The following is a 17,204-nucleotide window of genomic DNA, read 5'->3' as shown; positions in this document are numbered from 1 at the left end:
AGGCCCGCATGGGTGCGGGCCTCGTTGTCTTGCGGTCACTCTGCAGCGATTATCAGTAGAAGGTCTGCTGCTCTGCGGCCATCGCCTTGAGACGGGCACAGGGGGCGAACCGGTCGCCGTGGCGCTTCTGGTAATACTCCAGACGGCCAACCAGATGATCGATCCCGAGCGTGTCCATATAACGGAACGGGCCGCCAAGGAAAGGCGGGAAACCGATGCCGAAGATGGCGCCGATATCGCCATCACGGGCCGAAGCCACCACACCGCTATCCAACGCCATGGCCGCTTCGTTGAGCATCAGCAACACGCAGCGCTCGGCGATTTCCTGGCGAGCCAGCTTGGCAGACGGCTTGATGCCGAGCACGCCATAGACGCTCTCGTCCACCGTCTTCTTGCCCTCTTTGCCTGTCAGCTTGTTGCGCGGTGCCGCCTTGCCATAGAGATAGAAGCCCTTGCCGTTCTTGCGCCCCTTGCGATCATTTTGCAGCAGCTTGTCGAACGCCTTGGGTGCTTGGAACTGCTCGCCGCCCAGCTCTTTTTCGAGAATAGGGGAGATCTTGGCGCCCACATCGATCCCCACCTCGTCCAGCAAGGTGATGGGGCCAACCGGGAAGCCAAAATCCAGCAGCGCGCTATCCAGCACCTCCACCGGCTCCCCTTCCAGCACCAGTCTTGCCGCCTCATTCATGTAGGGCGCCAGGATGCGGTTGACGTAGAAACCGGCTTCGTCCTTCACCACGATGGGCGTTTTGCCTTGGGCGCGGGCAAAAGCCAGGGTGGTGGCGACCGTCTCGGCACTGGTGCCAGCGTGGGGGATGATCTCCGCCAGCGGCATCTTGTCCACCGGGCTGAAGTAGTGCAGCCCCACGACCCGCTCCGGATGTGCCGCCTCTGCCGCAATCTGATTGATGGGCAGGGAGGAGGTGTTAGAGGCAAACACTGTATGCTCACCACACTCGCGCTCCACGTCTTTCACCATCTGGTGTTTGAGATTGAGATCTTCAAACACCGCCTCCACCACCATGTCGACCCGGTGAAAACCGGAGTAGTCCAGAGTACCGGTCAGCAGGCTCATCTGCTTTTCCAATTCGCTGCGCAAGATGTGACGACGCTTGAGCTTCTTGGCCAGAATGTCATAGCTGTAGCGCATGGCATTGCCGATCCCGGCGCTTGCCACATCCTTGATCCGCACCGGCACGCCCGCCTTGGTAGCGGTGACGAACGCAATGCCGCCCCCCATCAGACCACCGCCCAGCACGGCGGCATGGGCCACCTTGCGCGGCTCGGCCCCCTGATAGGTGACCTCTTTCTTCATCTCGGTGGTGGCAAAGAAGATGGAACGCAGGGCGGCAGACTCTGCAGTCATCACCAGCTCACCAAAGTGGCGGGATTCAGCAGCCAGACCAGCCTTCATCCCCTCCTCCACGCCGATGCGCACAACATCCAGGATCCGCTCCGGCGCCGGGTAGTTGCCGCGGGTCTTGGCTTTCACCCCCTTGCTGGCCTGATCGAACAGCACCTTGCGGCCCAGCTTGTTGGTCTCCAGCACCTTGCCCTGCAGATCCCGTTTCAACTGATGGCGCGGTTTACCCTTCTTGGCCAGCTTGATGGCAACATCCAGCAAGATTGACGGCGGCACCATATCGTCCACCAGCCCCAATTTCTTGGCTTGTTTGGCCCGCACCTGCTTGCCGGTCAGCATCAGATCCAGCGCCTTGGCCACCCCGATTAGGCGCGGCAGACGCTGGGTACCGCCAGAGCCGGGCAGCAGGCCCAGCTGCACTTCCGGCAATCCCAGCACAGTTTTACCGTGGTCGGTCACCACCCGACCATGGCAGGCCAGCGCCAGCTCCAGCCCGCCACCAAGGCAGGGGCCATGAATGGCGGCGATCACCGGAATGGTTAGCCCCTCGATCTCGGCAAAGATCTCCTGCCCTTCCCGTGACAGGGTCTCGGCATCCTTGGCACTGGTGCAGGCGGCCAGCATGGTGATGTCAGCGCCAGCGATGAAGGAGTCCTTTTTGCCGGAGGTGATCACCAGACCGATCAAATCCTTGTTGCGTTTCACCTCGGCCAGTACGGAGCGGATCTCCTCCACAAAAGCAGCCTTGAGGGTATTCATGCTCTCGCCCGGCACATCCATGGTGAGGATACCGATGCCATCTTTGCGAACATCCAGGGAAAAAGTCTTAGCGCTCATCATTCAACCTCCAACACCATAGCCACGCCCAATCCACCCGCCGCGCAGGCGGTGTTGAGCCCCAATCCCCCGCCGCGACGACGCAGCTCGTGCAGGGTCTGGGTGATCATCCGCGCACCGGTCGCGGCAAAGGGGTGGCCATAGGCCAGCGAACCGCCGAGGACGTTGAACTTCTCCATGTCCACCTCGCCGATGGCCTGATCGCGGCCCAGCTTGTCACGGGCAAACTCGTGGCTGGCAAACATCTTGAGGTTGGCCAGCGTCTGGGCGGCAAAGGCTTCGTGCATGTCGATCAGGGTCAGATCACTGAGCGTGATACCAGCTCTGTCCAGCGCCAGCGGCGTGGCGTAGGAGGGCCCCATCAGCATGTCTTGCCACACATCGATGGCCGAGAAGGCGAAGCTGCGGATATAACCAAGCGGCTCGAGGCCCAGCTCTTTCGCGCGACCTTCGCGCATCAGCAACACGGCAGCGGCGCCATCGGTCAGCGGCGTGGCGTTGGCAGCAGTGACTGTGCCATGAACCCGGTCAAACACCGGTTTGAGCTTGGCGTAGCTCGCGAGATCCGAGCTTTCACGGATATTGTTGTCCCGCTCCAGCGGTGACTTGTAGGGCGGTACATGGGCGGTAAACACCTCACCGCTGAGCTTGCCATCAGCCCAAGCCTGCGCGGCCAGAGTGTGGGAGCGGTGAGCCAGCGCATCTTGCGCCTCGCGGCTGATCTGGTGGCTCTTGGCCATCTGCTCAGCGGTCTGCCCCATGGAGAGGCCAGTAGAGTATTCCGCCACAGCGGGCGGCACCGGCAGCAGATCCTTGACTCGCAGCTGACGCAGAATATTGAAGCGCTGCTGCAGATTGCGCGCCTTGTTGAGATCCACCAGGGCACGGGCCAGCTTCTTGCTCACTCCGATGGGCAGCACGGAAGAGGAGTCGGCGCCGCCGGCGATGGCGATGTCTACGGTACCGGCCATTATGGATTCGGTGACGTTGGCTACCGCCTGGAAACTGGTGGCACAGGCGCGAGAGACGCTATAGGCATCGGTGTTGACGCTCATGCCGGTGCCAAGCACGATTTCACGGGCAATGTTGGGGGCTTCCGGCATCTGAACCACCTGACCAAACACCAGCTGGTCGATAAGCTTGGGATCGAGATCGGTACGGGCGAGCATCTCGCTCACCACCAGTTTGCCGAGATCGACTGCAGGCACGCCATGAAAGGCGGTGGCCTGCTTGGCAAAGGGGGTACGCAGCCCCGCCACGACGGCAATCCGTTCGCCCTGGCGAGTCGTCAGTTTCAATGGCTGTTTCATCCTGGCTCCTTGGTTTAAAAGGCAGAGGTCTGACCTCATTGCGCCACATCTTAACAATCCAATCACAAGTTTCATACAGCTGATTGAAACTAAATTAAGCACGGCAAGGCCCCTTTGCTCGCCCTTGGGGAGCAACTGGAGTATAAAAAGATCAACTTCCATAAAAACAACGGGTTTATCGCATGGCAGCGGCCGAGTTCAGAGCACTTAGGGACTATCTTGGCAGTCAGATCCTGGGGCAGGAGGAGCTAATAGAAGGGCTCCTGATTGCCCTGTTATGTGAAGGACATGTGTTAATCGAAGGGGCCCCCGGCCTTGCCAAAACCCGCGCCGTCAAGGCGCTCGCTGGCGCCGTCGAAGGGCGCTTTGCCCGTATCCAGTTTACCCCCGACCTGCTTCCTGCCGATCTCACCGGCAGCGAGGTGTTTCACCCGCAGGATGCCAGTTTTGTTTTCCAGCCAGGCCCCCTCTTCAACCATCTGGTGCTGGCAGACGAGATCAACCGGGCGCCAGCCAAGGTACAATCAGCGCTGCTGGAAGCCATGGCCGAACACCAGATCACCGTGGGCAAAAAGAGCTGGCGGCTGCCACCTCTCTTTATGGTCGCCGCCACCCAGAATCCTATCGAGCAGGAGGGAACCTATCCCCTGCCGGAGGCGCAGCTCGACCGCTTTCTGCTCAAGTTGATGGTGGATTACCCGAGCCCCACCATGGAGCTCGCCATCTTGCAGCTCAACGCCAGCGGCGAACAGCTTGGCGCGGCACCAGTGACCCTGAGTCAGACCAGCTTGCAGCGTGCCCGCAGCGAAGTGCTGGCGGTAACCATGCAAAGCCGACTGGAGCACTATCTGGTGGAGCTGGTCTGCGCCACTCGCCCGGGCAGCGGCCTTTGCCCTGCCCTTGAGCCATTGATTGCCGTGGGGGCCAGCCCTCGGGCTACGCTGGGGCTGGCTCGCTCCGCCCGCGCCCGAGCCTGGCTTTCCGGACGAGATTATGTGCTACCGGAAGATATCCAGCTGCAAGCCTATCCGGTGATGCGCCACCGCCTTATTCCCAGCTATCAGGCACTGGCCGACAATCTGGATAACGATATCCTGATCGCTCAACTGCTGGATCAGGTGCCATGCCCCTAGAACCCGGTCTGCATCCCGATATCGCCCTGTCGCTGCCACGGCTGCTCAATATCCGGCTATGGGCCAAGGCCAGGAAGCCACCTCACGCAGGCAGAAGCAGCAGCGAACGCGGCAAACCGGGCCGCTCTCCCGGACTCACGTTTCGGGAGCTGCGCGCCTATCAGGCTGGTGACGAGGTACGCCATATCGACTGGCGAGTGACCGCACGCCTCGGTCGTCCCTATACCCGCCTCTATAGCGAGGAGCTGGATCAGGCGCACTGGCTGCTGCTCGATCTCTCTCCCGCCATGTATTTCGGCTCCACACTGCAGCTCAAGGCGCGACTGGGGTGCGAGCTGGCTGCAGCCCTGATCTGGCAAGGGGAGAAGCTGCACAACACCCTGATTTGCCACGGGCTTATCCCAAATCACCAGAGCCAGCGCGGCAGCGTGCTGCCCCTGCTCGAATCCCTCTGCCATCACTATCAGCAAGGGCTGGCCCGCCGGGCGCTTTCTCACTCGCTGGGCGACACCTTGTCCGGCGTGAAGCTGCCTCACGGTGCCAAGCTGACGATCATCACCGATCACAGACCCTGCGAGTCGGCGCTCTGTCAGCAATTGCAACTGCTCTCCCGCCGCCACGATATTCACTATTGGCAGATCCGTGACCCCCTCGAGGCAGCCCTTCCCCCTGACGGCCAGCTGCCAGTGGCTATCGATCGGCCAGGGCAGCACTATCAGGGCTGGCTGGATGGGAGCCATGCCGGTTTCTCCCAGCGCTACCGGCATGCCGCCGAGCAGCAGCTGGCCCACGGCAAGCAGTTGCTGTTGCCATTGGTGCAGCGCCTCTATCTGCTCGATAACAGCCAGACGCTGCAACAGCAGTGGCAGGAGGGGCTATGTCATCAGGGATGATCTCGCCCGCCGAACTCGACAGCGCCAGTCCAGCCTCCGACGCCATCACTCCGCCGCTGGCCGCCCTGATGCGCGACATCCACCCGGGACCTGATCTGATTGAACAGAGTCTTGATCCCAGAGTGCAGGCGCTACTGTGGCTATTGATCACAGCGTTATTGCTGCTGCTGATCGTCTTGATTGCCCGGAGAGTGATACGTTACCGCCGCTGGTGTCATCAGCTGGAGGGAGATCCGGCGCTGCTGGTGGCACGCATACAGGAGGCCCTGCGTCATGAAGCACTGCAACGCTGGCCCGAGGCGCGCCAATTGCAGGGAGAGGCGTGGCTCGCCTTCGTCGATCGTCACGGCGGCAGCAATTTTAGCCAGTTTTCGTCTCACTGGAGCAGTTGGCTCTATGGCAGCCAGAACCCGACTCGCGAGCAGAGCGAACAACTGCGGCAACATTATCGCCGCTGGGGTCAGACCCTCTTCTTGCAACGCTCTCCCCGCTCGGGGCGTAAAACCGCACGGAGGCATTCATGATCCTGGCCTGGCCCTGGTTTGCGCTGGCGCTGGTACTGCCCTTGCTGGTGCGCTTCGGCTTGCCGCCCCTGCGCCGCGGCTATCTGGCTCACCCCGGGTTTGCGCTGCTGCGTCCTCAGGCCGGATTACCGCTCTGGCGCGCCATGCTGCTCTGGTGCGCCCTTATCCTCGCCCTCTGCCGCCCCCAGTGGTGGGGAGAACCGGTTATTCAATATGAAGGGAGTCGGGATCTGCTGCTGGCGGTGGATCTGTCAGACAGCATGCGCACCCCTGATATGCTCGATAACGGCGAGCAGCAAGCACGGCTAACGGCGGTGCGCCAGCAGATCAAGACGCTGATCGCCAAACGGGCCGGAGACAGGGTGGGCCTCATTGTCTTTGCCGATCACGCCTACCTGCTCTCTCCCCTCACTCAGGAGATCCCGGCGCTGTTGACCTTGAGCGACGAGCTCGATTTTGATCTTGTCGGCCGAACCACCGCCCTTGGCGAAGCCATCCAGCTGGCACGTCAGCATGGAGATCCGGGTCGCCCCACCGCCCTGCTGCTGGTCACTGATGGCCGCAATACCGCAGGCAATGCCGACCCGCTGCAGGAGGCAAAACTCGCCGCAGCGCAGGGAATACGGATCTACACGCTGGGGGTCGGGGCCGATCCCGATACCTTTATTCAACCCTACGATGAGGCGGGCAGTGGTCAGGCCGATCCCAGCAGCGAACTGGACGAGCCGCTCCTGAAAGAGCTGGCACAGACAGGCCAAGGGCGTTACTTTCGGGCACGCACCCAGAGCGATCTCGATGCCATCAACGTGACCATCAATGCCCTTGAACCTGCCCCCATGCCGATTGCCCAGTACCAGCCGGTGATCGAGCTCTACCCCTGGCCGTTGGCACTGCTTTGTGGCTTGTTGCTTCTGCCGTCAGGGCACGGCAGGCTGGAGTTTCGCATGGTGCGTAGCTGGCTGACACGAGGCGCACGCAGATGGAGTTGATCTTGCTCCGCCCCCTGTGGCTGATCGCACTCATCCCCTGGCTCTGGCAAGGGTGGCGCCGTCGTCGCAAGCCCACGCTGCTCGCACCTGCGATGCAGGCTTATCTGCTGCCAGCATCCCACCCTCAACGCCCCTGGCTTTGGTTGGCGACACTGCCCGTCATTTTGGCTCTGAGCGGACCGGCACTGCGCGGCGAGCTGCAACAGCAGCCTGCAGCGCCGCTCGATATCTGGCTGCTGGACTTGTCACGCTCGATGACCGCCACCGACCTCAAACCGGATCGGGCGACCCGGGTCAGGTGGCAGTTGCAGCAACTGCTGAGCCGTGCTCAGGGCGAGCGCATCGCGCTGATCCTCTACGCAGGCGATGCCTACCTCGCCATGCCGCCCACCCGGGATCATCAAGCCCTTTCGCTGCTGCTGCCCGACTTGCGCCCCGATATCATGCCGCTGCAGGGCAGCAACCCGGCACGGGCGGTGGAACTTGCCATGAAGCAGCTGGCCCCTGGAGAACAAGCGCGTCTGCTGCTGATCACCGACGACCTCACCCGGAATCAGATGACCCAAATCGCCGCCCTGTGGCCCTGCCAGCAACGCCTTCTTTGCCGCGACACCCAGTCGGCACGCCTCGATATTCTGCTTGCCAGCAGTGGTCAACCGGCCCCCATGCCCGCCATTCCGGCCAATGAGTTGGGGTTTGCCGCCCGCATGCCCGCGCAGTTGCCCGCCCCCGATAGTCAGGCCATTGCCGCACTGGCCAATCGCCTCGGCGGTGAGCTGCAGTGGCTTGGCAGCAACACACCCCGCTTTGCTTCCCTCCCCACCACGACCTCGGCCCTCACCCCGGCACCACTGGATCTTGGCCCCTGGCTGCTGATCCCCTTGTTACCACTGGCCTTGCTGGCCAGAGTCGGCGCCCGGTTGATGATGGCGCTGATGGTGGGTGCTCAGCTGCTTGCGCCACAAGACCTGCAAGCGGCAGAGAGGGGAGACCTGCAAGCGATGCAGGCTTATCAAGAGGGGGATTTTCAGCGGGCAGCCCGCACCTTCAACGATCCAGTCTGGCGCGGCAACGCCTGGTATCGAGCTGGTGCCTACCGGCAAGCCATCTCAGCCTATCAGGAAGCGGCGAGTGCCACCGCCCACTACAACCGCGGCAATGCCCTGCTGCAGCTGGGGGAGTTTGCCGCGGCCAAGGAGGCCTATCTGGCGGCCCTGGCACTGGAACCCGGCCATGAAGATGCGCTCTATAACCTCTCTCTGTTACAGGGCACAGCGGCGGCCGCTCCCGATACCAGTAACAGCAAGCAGCCCGAACCATCGGCAGCTCAGCAGGCGACGGCAATGCCCTTGCCCTCCTCTCCCCCGGTGTTGCTACTGGAGCAGCGACTGCGTAAAGAGGCGCTGCGCCGGGATCTTATCAAGGTGGAGGAGCCCTGGTGACGCGGGCAGGATGGGGGTTGTTGCTCGCACTGGCGAGTCCACTTTGCTGGGCCTTACCCCCCCGGGCAGAGCTGCTGCCGGGGGCTGACCCCAGCGATTGGCTGCTGATCATCGAAGCGGATGGCGAGCGCCAGAGCAACGAGCTGGAGATCTCCCCCCTACTGCGCCAATTTGCAGTGGGCAGAGTGACCATGAGCCGGGTCACGACCCCGGTACAACAACTGACTCGCTGGCAGATCCCGCTGCACCAGAGCAATTCAACCGCAAATACCGAGGTGGTGATTGCCCCGCTCAAGCTGGGAAATGAGTTCACCCCCTCGCTCACCCTGCCATTGAGAGAGGTGAAAACAGCGGCACTACCGCAACCCGCAGCCCCCTCGCCCCTCGAGATGCAGGCCAGCCTTGATCATCAGGGCCCGCTCTATCCCGGCCAGCCGGTGATCTACCGGCTGACACTGTGGCTGCCCACCAGTATGCAAAACCCGGCGCTGAGCGAACTCAGCTCTGCTAGCTTCACCATCCGTCGCCTCGGTAGCGACGAGTGGATCGCCCCCGCTCAGGCTGGTCTACCAGGCCGGCTCACCCGCAGCTGGCTCGTTCAGGCAAAAGCGCCTGGGCTATGGCTCCTCGACTCACCCCGCTTGCAGGGGCAGCTCACGCAGCAGGGGAGCAAGCCGCAAAAACTCTCGGCCCGCGCGGCACCGCTCGAGGTGAGGGTCGACAAGGCCCCCGCCACGCCGGTGGCCACCCGGCTGACCCTGAGTCAACGGCTTGAACCGGCCTCCAAGGGGGAAGTGGGTGAACCGCTGATCCGGATCCTCACCCTGACCATGGAAAATGGTGACAGCGGCCAGATCCAGCTTGCCCCCCTGATGGCCCATCAACTGCCAAGCGGCATACAGGCACATCCCGATGGCGAGCAACAGCAGGAGCGTTACCGAGATGGCAAGCTGCTGTTTGAGCGACAGTGGCGCCAGACTCTGGTCGCGGAGCAGAGCGGCGACTACCAGCTGCCCCCCATTGATCTGCCCTGGTTTAATACCCAAAGTGGCCGGATTGAGCAGGCCAGCCTGCCCGCCATCACGCTGACGTTTCAGGCAACGACAAATCGGCAACCTGATCAGCAGACATCGCAGGTGGCACTGCGAGAGAGCCTTTGGTGGGTCGTGCTGGCCATAACGCTGCGTACGCTATGGCGCAACGGGCCCCGCTGGCGCGCCTTCTATCAACTGCAACGAGCCCTTGCCCGACACCAGCCGGATGCCAGTCGCAAGACGCTGATCCGGTGGGCGACCTTGCGCTGGCAGGTCTCCTATTATCAATTAGGCCAGTTGCCTGACGCTGGGCATAATCGGCTCGGCAACGCGCTAGCCGCACTCGAGCGAGCCTGTTTTTCACGACCCTCTTCTGGCCCCCCCATCGAGTGGCGCGCTCTGGCGCGTACCCTCAGGGCAGATGAAGCTGCCGGTATTGCGCACCTGATTTACCTGCTGGCGCACGGGAGTTACCGCTTCCGCCGCCACGCCCCCTGACAAGGATTGCTCTATGGCACTGCTGTTTTTTAGAAAAAAACGTGCTCAGCAGCATATTGGTGGAAATGATCCGGCCATTTCGCCGGTCTCTGATCCCATGGCTGACAAACAAACCAAATTTGAAGCACTGGTTCATGCGCTGCACGGCGATCTATACCGGTATGCCTACTGGCTGACCCGGGATCCCAACGTAGCGGAAGATCTGGTGCAAGAGACCTTTCTGCGAGCATGGAAGGCTATCGACACCCTGCAGGATGACAAGGCAGCCAAAGGGTGGCTGATCACCATCCTCAGACGGGAAAACGCCCGCCGCTTTGAACGCAAACAGCTGGAACTGATTGATCTCGACGATCACCCTCAACCCCAGCACGATGCGCTGCACAGCGAACAGGAGATGGAGAACGAGTGGTTGCACCGTCACATCGCCCGGTTGCCCGAGGAGTATCAGGAGCCACTGCTGCTGCAAGTCGTGGGAGGATTCAGTGGTGAGGAGATTGCCGAGATGCTCGGCCTCAACAAGAACACCGTTATGACCCGACTGTTTCGCGCCCGCAACCAGATCAAGGAGGCGATGGAGCAGAAGAACCAAGCAAGAGGACACGGACATGGATGAACTCGAATTTCGCCGCAACGCCATGATCCAGCCCAACGATCAACAACCGGACTTTCTCAAAACTGCTCAAGCAAGCCAGGCCAATCGGAACTACCTCGACGAGATGAAGCAGTTCGACAGAAGCCTCAAGCGCACCATGCAGGTAGAGGTTCCCGCCGGACTGGCCGAGCGGATCCTGCTCAGGCAAGCCATGCTGCAAGACAGTGACGCGCCAGATGATATGCCGCCATCCCGCCCCCTTGGCACGGCACCGGTCAAGATCCGGACATCGACATCCTGGCGCCAGATCGCCCTGGCTGCATCGGTCGCCTTCCTGCTGGGAATGAGCACCCGCTGGATCACGCTGCCAGAAACGGCTCCTGCGGCCCTCTCCCTCGCACAGGTGGCGATGGCTCATGTCTATGGTGAAGAACCCTTTATTGAAGGTGTCGATGAGCAGGTCAATCTGCATAGCATCAATGCCAAGATGGAGAAGTATGGCGCCACCTTAAGCGGGATGGATGGGCTTAAGGTGACCTATGTCAATCACTGCTCGTTTTATCAGGGACCGGCCTTGCACATGGTGATCCAGGGAAAGATGGGGCCAGTCACTCTCTTTTTAGTGCCCAAACATGTGCCATTAACCCTGCAACAGGACACCTTTGATGATGGCACCCTCAAAGGGGAGATAGTCCAGCTCAAAGGCGCCAATATGGTACTGATTGGCGAGATGAAAGAGCCACTTGCCCCTGTTGCCAACGCCCTGCAGTCACGTCTGCAGTGGGACATTTAACATCGCTGGTTAACAACCTCAGAGCCATCCTCAATAGCAGGCGGCGGTCACGAGACGCTGCCTGTTCCCTCCCTGTTTACTCCCCTTTGTCACTCATTTGCCTCAAGATTTCGAAAAATTGACAAAATTATTTTTGTGACGGAGATCGGCAATCCAGGTCAATATTCCGCCTTTAGACCCTGAAAATGATGAATTAAACAGCAAGTTAAAACAAATGATTAACACGTCGATCACTTTTATGTATTCTGCTGTCACTGGTCTGATTTCTTACCTCCTACCAGATCCATAGAATCACGCCAGAATTGATTGGGAAGAAGCTGAAATAAAAACGGATTTTGTCGAGGTTTGCATTGAACGTGCAGCCAATATCGGCAAAAAAATCTGCCTACAAGAGAGAACACCATGACGACAACTATTTTCAAGAAGAGCCTGATTGCCGCCACCATCGCGCTGGCCACCGGTCAAGTCCATGCCGCGGCATTCCAGTTGAACGAGCACTCGGCCTCCGGTCTGGGTCGCGCCTATGCCGGTGAAGCGGCTATCGCCGACAACGCCTCCGTGCTGGCCCGTAACCCGGCTGCCATGACCACCTTCGACAAGATGGCGGTTTCTGTCTCCGGCACCTACATCAAGCCGGATGTCGATGTGAATGGCAGCGTTGCTACGCCTCTGGGTACAGTTCCTGCCAGCGAATCAGGTATTGCTCCGTCAGCATTCGTTCCTGCCGCTTATTTTATTCAGCCGCTGAATGACCAGTGGGCTTGGGGTATCGGCCTCTTCTCAAATTACGGGCTATCTACCGAGTACTCCAAAACCTTCCCGGCTGGTGCCGGTGCCGGTGATACTGAACTGATGACTCTCAATATCAACCCGAACATCGCCTATCGCATCAATGAGCACTTCAGTGTGGGTGCCGGTATCAACGCCGTTTACGGTGCTGCCGAACTCAACCGCTATGCTGGTCTGCTGGGTCCGCTGAACCCACCGAGCCAGGGTGGCCCGCTGGCAACAGATACTCGCTTGGCTCACCTGAAAGGCGATACCTGGGGCTTTGGCTGGAACGTTGGCACTCTGTACGAAGTCAATGAGAACCATCGCTTTGCTCTGACCTACCGTTCACAGGTCGATATGAGCTTTGATGGTGACTTCCAGGGGCTCACTTCAGGGAACCGCACTGTTGATGGCAATCTGAAACTGGATCTCCCTGCTCAGGCCGAGTTTGCCGGTTATCACCGTTTGAATCAGCAATTCGCCGTTCACTACTCTGTCAACTGGACTGACTGGAGTGCCTTCCAGGAGCTGAAAGCAACCAGCGGCCAATGCGCTGGCGGCGTATGTCTGCAAAAGGATGAGAAGTTTAAAGACTCTACTCGTTACTCAATCGGCGGTACCTGGTATATCAACCCGGCTTGGGAAGCGCGTATTGGCTTTGCTTATGACAACAGCCCAATCGAGCCCGAATACCGCAGCCTGAGCATCCCGGATTCTGACCGTGTCTGGTATAGCGCTGGCGCGACCTACCATATCAATACTGATATGAGCATTGACTTTGGTATGGCCTATCTGGACGGTAAAGAGGTTGATGTCAACGAAGGTCTGCGTAACCACTCAGACCCTCTGCGTTGGAAAGGCTCCTCCCACGGCAATGCCTTCCTGGCCTCTGCCCAGTTCAATATGAAGTTCTGATTAGAACGCCACCGAAAAGAGCGCCGACAGGCGCTCTTTTTTTATCCGAAAAAACAGTTTCAGCGCACAGCTGTAGCACACACGTGTTTATTTTTCTTTTTCAATCAAGCTATTAGACTACATCATCCCAGCATTAAATCTTGTTTTCTCCGGATAACCACCATGAGCGTTGCCTTACTGGTCATACCATATAAAATCCTGCCTCCATCCATATGACCTATTGAAACCTCGGGTAACAGCAAGGATTTTCCCATGCATTCCATCATCAAACCGTCCGCCATCGCCCTGCTGGTGATCGCGGGTCAAACCCATGCCGCCGGGTTCCAGCTGGCTGAACAATCCGCCACGGGCCTGGGACGCGCTTTTGCCGGTGAAGCCGCCATTGCGGATAACGCCAGCGTACTCTCCCGCAATGCCGCAGCCATGACCCGTTTCGATCAGATGGCGCTGTCTGGCGGAGCTATCTATGTCAGCCCTGACGTCAATATCGAAGGCCACACACGTTTGCCGACGCAAGCCGGCATCGTCACCTCCGATGCGAGTGCACACGATATCGCGGCCTCGGCCTGGGTGCCCAACGCCTATCTCATCATCCCGCTGAATGAGCAGTGGCGCCTCGGCTTCTCGGCCACCTCTTACTATGGTCTTGGCATCAAGATGCCGGATAACTACAGTGCCGGCCACTTTGGCAATGTTTCCGATATCAAGACCATGGATTTGGGAACCTCTCTTGCCTATCGCATCAATGAGATGTGGTCAATTGGCGCAGGGATCTCTGCTATTCAGGGCGAGGGCGAAGTCGGTGGCACCTTCCCCTCTCGCAATCTGATAGCAAAACATCTGCAAGGGGATGGCTGGGCATGGGGCTGGAATGTCGGCACCTTGCTGGAGTTGTCGGAGCAAACCCGGATTGGGCTCTCATACCGCCACGATGTCAATTTGACACTCTCGGGTGATGCCATTCTTGGCCTGCCCAACGGCAAGGAGCTAAAAGACACAGGTTCTCTGGATCTTCCGCTACCCGCAACGGCAGAGCTTGCTGCATTTCACCAGCTGACCGAAAAACTGGCGATCCATGGCAGCCTGAACTGGACCAACTGGAGCAAATTTGTCCAGCTGGAAGCCGATCTGGATACACTGCCCAACATGCATATCAAGGATGAACACTGGGAAGATAGCTGGCGCTATGCGATCGGGATGACCTATCAACTGACTCCCCAGTGGCAGCTGCGCTCGGGAGTTGCTTACGATGCGAGCCCGGTACCAGCGGATCGCCGTACTATCTCCATTCCTGATGCCGACCGGATCTGGTACAGCCTGGGGATGGGTTATCAGTTCACCCCCAACCTGACCATGGATCTGGGGTTAACCCTGATCGATGGCAAGAAGGTTGATGTTACTGAAAAAATGGAGTTGCAACCGGGCAACCCGCAGAGCACCTCCACCTTCCAGGGCACCTCCGAGGGAGATGCCTGGCTGGCTGGCGCCCAAATGAGTTATCTCTTCTAAGTTCCCTCCCTGCAGAAAAACACTATGCCAATTATTGCCTTACCGAACAGGGTCAAAACTGGCATAGTGTTCTGCAACACCATAAAATCAACCCAGTACCCATACTGGAGCAAGGCATGTATTCCTACGTAGCCAGACAGCCGATCCTCGACAGAGACCTCAATACCCATGCCTATGAGCTGCTCTTTCGCGATAGCCTGAATAATGTCTTCCCGAGCATCTCCTCACAACAAGCCACCTCCCGGTTGGTGGTCGAGCAGTTTCTGCAACAGAATATCGATCAGCTGTTGGGTGGCCGCCCCTGCTTTATCAATTTTCCCCACTCACTGTTACTGGAAGGACTGGCCGAGTGCCTGCCACCCGAAAAGGTGGTGATCGAAATTCTGGAGGATGCCCCTCCGGATGATGCCCTGCTGGAAAAGGTGAAGCAGTTGCACAAACTGGGCTATCAGCTGGCACTCGATGACTTCACCATGTCGCCGGATTGGGAGCGCTTCCTCCCGTTTATCCACATCATCAAGTTTGATCTGCGTGACACGCCCCTGTTGCAGATCAGGGTGTTCATCAAGCGCCATCAGGCGCTGGGACTCACCTATCTGGCAGAAAAAGTTGAGGACAAGGCTGAGTTCGAACGAGCCAAAAAGCTGGGGATCCAGCTGTTTCAGGGCTTTTTCTTCAGCCGCCCCGAGATGGTCAAACAAGCCACTATGGAGCCCGCCCAGGTCGTGGTCATGCAGTTGCTCAATGTGGTCAACGAGACAGAACCCGATATCAACAAGATCGAGCAACTGCTCAGCCAGGATATCTCTCTGTCACTCAAGTTGCTGCGCTATGTCAATCATCTCAAAGGCCATGCCAACCCCATCTCCTCGTTTCGCCAGGCTGCGATATACTTGGGCAATACCCAGCTAAAGCGTTTTGTTTCACTGGTGGCTGCGACCAGTGCAGGCAAGGGGAAAAGTGCCGAGCTCTACCAGATGTCGATGATCCGTGCCCGTTTCTGCGAGTTGCTGGCGCATACCCATGCGCCGACCCTGCAGGCTCAGCAAGCGTTTATCACCGGTCTCTTTTCGCTACTGGATGTGCTTATGGAGCAGCCGATGGACAAGCTGCTGGGGACTATCCCCCTGATCGAGGATATCCGGCTGGCGCTGCTCGAGCGCAAAGGCACTCTCGGTTTCTATCTCGCATTTTGTGAAGACTACGAGAATGCCAACTGGCCCAAAGTCACGGCCCGAACAGCCCGCCTGGGGTTGAATGAAGATAAGGTAAGCCACCTTTATCTCGCGGCAACGACCTGGGTGAACGAGCAACTGCAAGCGATGGATACCGGCGATTAAGGGATCTCTACCGCAATAGCGGTCGCCTCTCCGCCACCGATACAAAGAGACGCAATGCCTCGTCTCCCTCTCCGCAACCTCAATGCCGAGATCAGCGTCACCAGAATACGTGCTCCACTCGCGCCAAGCGGGTGACCCAATGCGCAGGCGCCACCATGAACATTCACCTTGTGATGGGGGATCCCGCACCCGCTCATGGCCAGCATGGTGACCATGGCAAAGGCTTCGTTGACTTCGAACAGGTCAACCTCATCCACTGACCAGTCGAGACGAGCCAGCAGTCTGGATATTGCGCCAACGGGAGCGGAAGTGAACTCGGCCGGCAATGCCGCATGGCTCTGATAACCGACGATCCGCGCCAGTACAGGTACCTGCCAAGCTTGCGCAGTGGCACCATCCATCAATATCAGCGCCGCCGCGCCGTCCGAGATGGAGCTCGAATTGGCCGCCGTAATGGTGCCATCTTTACCAAATGCAGGCTTCAGGGTCGGGATCTTCTCCGGCCTCCCTTTGCCCGGTTGTTCGTCTTCGGCCAGCAACAAGCGATCACCGCGATAGACACTTGCCAGCTCGGATGCAAACGCGCCGGCTTGCTGCGCAGCGCGGGCACGCTGCAACGACGCAAGGGCAAACTCATCCATGGCAATGCGGGTCAAACTGGCATGATCGGCGCTGCGCTGGGCGTGTATTCCCATCAACTGGCCATCATAGGCATCCTGCAATCCGTCGAGGAAAAGGTGATCAAACAGCTGTTGATGGCCCATCCGAAAACCATTGCGGGCATTATCCAGCAGATAGGGGGCCCTGCTCATGCTCTCCATCCCCCCAGCCACCACAACCTTGTTATCGCCCAGACGAAGGGAATCTGCCGCCAGCATCACCGCCTTCATGCCGGAGCCACACACCTTGTTGACCGTGGTAGCAGGCACACTCTCTGGCAATCCCGCTTTTAACATCGCCTGCCTTGCCGGCGCTTGTCCCACACCTGCCGAGAGCACATTGCCCATAAACACTTCATCGATCTGCTCGGGAACAAGCCCGCCCTGTACCAACGCAGCGGCAATGGCACAGGCCCCCAGCTCCGGGGCCGCCACCTCTGCCAGTGCCCCTTGAAACGCCCCCATTGGCGTACGTTTTGCCGCCACAATTGCAATATCCATTTGCCCGCCTCTTTTAGTTACCTGGTCATAACATAGGTTTTCTATGCCATGGGAACAAGAGTTGCAGTGCAGTTTACGTTTAGGTAAGGTGCCAGCAGGAT

At 59.2% G+C, this 17,204-nt stretch carries 14 protein-coding genes; 11 read left to right on the top strand and 3 right to left on the bottom strand.

Annotation, left to right across the window (positions count from 1 at the left end):
* Positions 1–52 precede the first annotated feature (52 nt).
* Both fadJ and fadI read right to left on the bottom strand, forming a co-directional pair.
* Complete coding sequence (gene fadJ, locus G5332_RS15765; protein ID WP_421249839.1) at positions 53–2,200, bottom strand: fatty acid oxidation complex subunit alpha FadJ; 2,148 nt, start codon at positions 2,198–2,200, stop codon at positions 53–55.
* Positions 2,200–3,510, bottom strand: a complete 1,311-nt coding sequence (fadI, locus tag G5332_RS15760) for an acetyl-CoA C-acyltransferase FadI (protein WP_069526868.1) — start codon at positions 3,508–3,510, stop codon at positions 2,200–2,202. The genes fadJ and fadI overlap by 1 nt, the downstream gene beginning before the upstream one ends.
* Positions 3,511–3,692: 182 nt before the next feature.
* On the opposite strand from fadI, the gene G5332_RS15755 reads away from it, so the two are divergent.
* From G5332_RS15755 to G5332_RS15705, 11 genes are all read left to right on the top strand, one after another.
* Positions 3,693–4,643, top strand: a complete 951-nt coding sequence (locus G5332_RS15755; RefSeq protein WP_421311360.1) for an AAA family ATPase — start codon at positions 3,693–3,695, stop codon at positions 4,641–4,643.
* Positions 4,634–5,536 (top strand): DUF58 domain-containing protein, encoded by a 903-nt coding sequence (locus G5332_RS15750; RefSeq protein ID WP_257123071.1) that lies wholly within the window; start codon positions 4,634–4,636, stop codon positions 5,534–5,536. The genes G5332_RS15755 and G5332_RS15750 overlap by 10 nt, the downstream gene beginning before the upstream one ends.
* The gene (locus G5332_RS15745; protein WP_227342814.1) at positions 5,521–6,060 is read left to right on the top strand and encodes a DUF4381 domain-containing protein; all 540 of its coding nucleotides are present in this window, start codon (positions 5,521–5,523) and stop codon (positions 6,058–6,060) included. The genes G5332_RS15750 and G5332_RS15745 overlap by 16 nt, the downstream gene beginning before the upstream one ends.
* Positions 6,057–7,049, top strand: coding sequence for a VWA domain-containing protein (locus G5332_RS15740; RefSeq protein WP_204479202.1), 993 nt, complete (start codon positions 6,057–6,059; stop codon positions 7,047–7,049). Before G5332_RS15745 ends, G5332_RS15740 begins: the two co-directional genes overlap by 4 nt.
* Positions 7,040–8,491, top strand: coding sequence for a VWA domain-containing protein (locus G5332_RS15735; protein ID WP_227342812.1), 1,452 nt, complete (start codon positions 7,040–7,042; stop codon positions 8,489–8,491). The genes G5332_RS15740 and G5332_RS15735 overlap by 10 nt, the downstream gene beginning before the upstream one ends.
* A 20-nt stretch (positions 8,492–8,511) precedes the next feature.
* On the top strand, positions 8,512–10,023 hold the full coding sequence (locus tag G5332_RS15730) for a BatD family protein (RefSeq protein WP_204481353.1): 1,512 nt from the start codon (positions 8,512–8,514) through the stop codon (positions 10,021–10,023).
* Between the two features lie 13 nt (positions 10,024–10,036).
* Positions 10,037–10,636, top strand: a complete 600-nt coding sequence (locus G5332_RS15725) for a sigma-70 family RNA polymerase sigma factor (RefSeq protein WP_204479196.1) — start codon at positions 10,037–10,039, stop codon at positions 10,634–10,636.
* The gene (locus G5332_RS15720; protein WP_421249827.1) at positions 10,629–11,408 is read left to right on the top strand and encodes a DUF3379 domain-containing protein; all 780 of its coding nucleotides are present in this window, start codon (positions 10,629–10,631) and stop codon (positions 11,406–11,408) included. The genes G5332_RS15725 and G5332_RS15720 overlap by 8 nt, the downstream gene beginning before the upstream one ends.
* Positions 11,409–11,810: 402 nt before the next feature.
* Positions 11,811–13,094: an outer membrane protein transport protein gene (locus G5332_RS15715; RefSeq protein ID WP_227342806.1), complete on the top strand. Its 1,284-nt coding sequence runs from the start codon at positions 11,811–11,813 to the stop codon at positions 13,092–13,094.
* A gap of 252 nt (positions 13,095–13,346) precedes the next feature.
* Positions 13,347–14,603, top strand: coding sequence for an OmpP1/FadL family transporter (locus G5332_RS15710; protein WP_227342804.1), 1,257 nt, complete (start codon positions 13,347–13,349; stop codon positions 14,601–14,603).
* 116 nt (positions 14,604–14,719) lie between these two features.
* Positions 14,720–15,943: an EAL and HDOD domain-containing protein gene (locus G5332_RS15705; protein WP_216953530.1), complete on the top strand. Its 1,224-nt coding sequence runs from the start codon at positions 14,720–14,722 to the stop codon at positions 15,941–15,943.
* Here G5332_RS15705 and G5332_RS15700 read toward each other — a convergent pair.
* The gene (locus G5332_RS15700; protein WP_227342802.1) at positions 15,940–17,103 is read right to left on the bottom strand and encodes an acetyl-CoA C-acyltransferase; all 1,164 of its coding nucleotides are present in this window, start codon (positions 17,101–17,103) and stop codon (positions 15,940–15,942) included. The genes G5332_RS15705 and G5332_RS15700 overlap by 4 nt on opposite strands.
* Between the last annotated feature and the right edge of the window lie 101 nt (positions 17,104–17,204).

It is taken from the genome of Aeromonas sp. 603757, from assembly GCF_049171255.1.
Classification (GTDB): Bacteria; Pseudomonadota; Gammaproteobacteria; order Enterobacterales; family Aeromonadaceae; genus Aeromonas; species Aeromonas veronii_A.
Note: the sequence above shows the minus strand (reverse complement) of the source record. Positions and strands in the feature narration are given on the sequence as shown.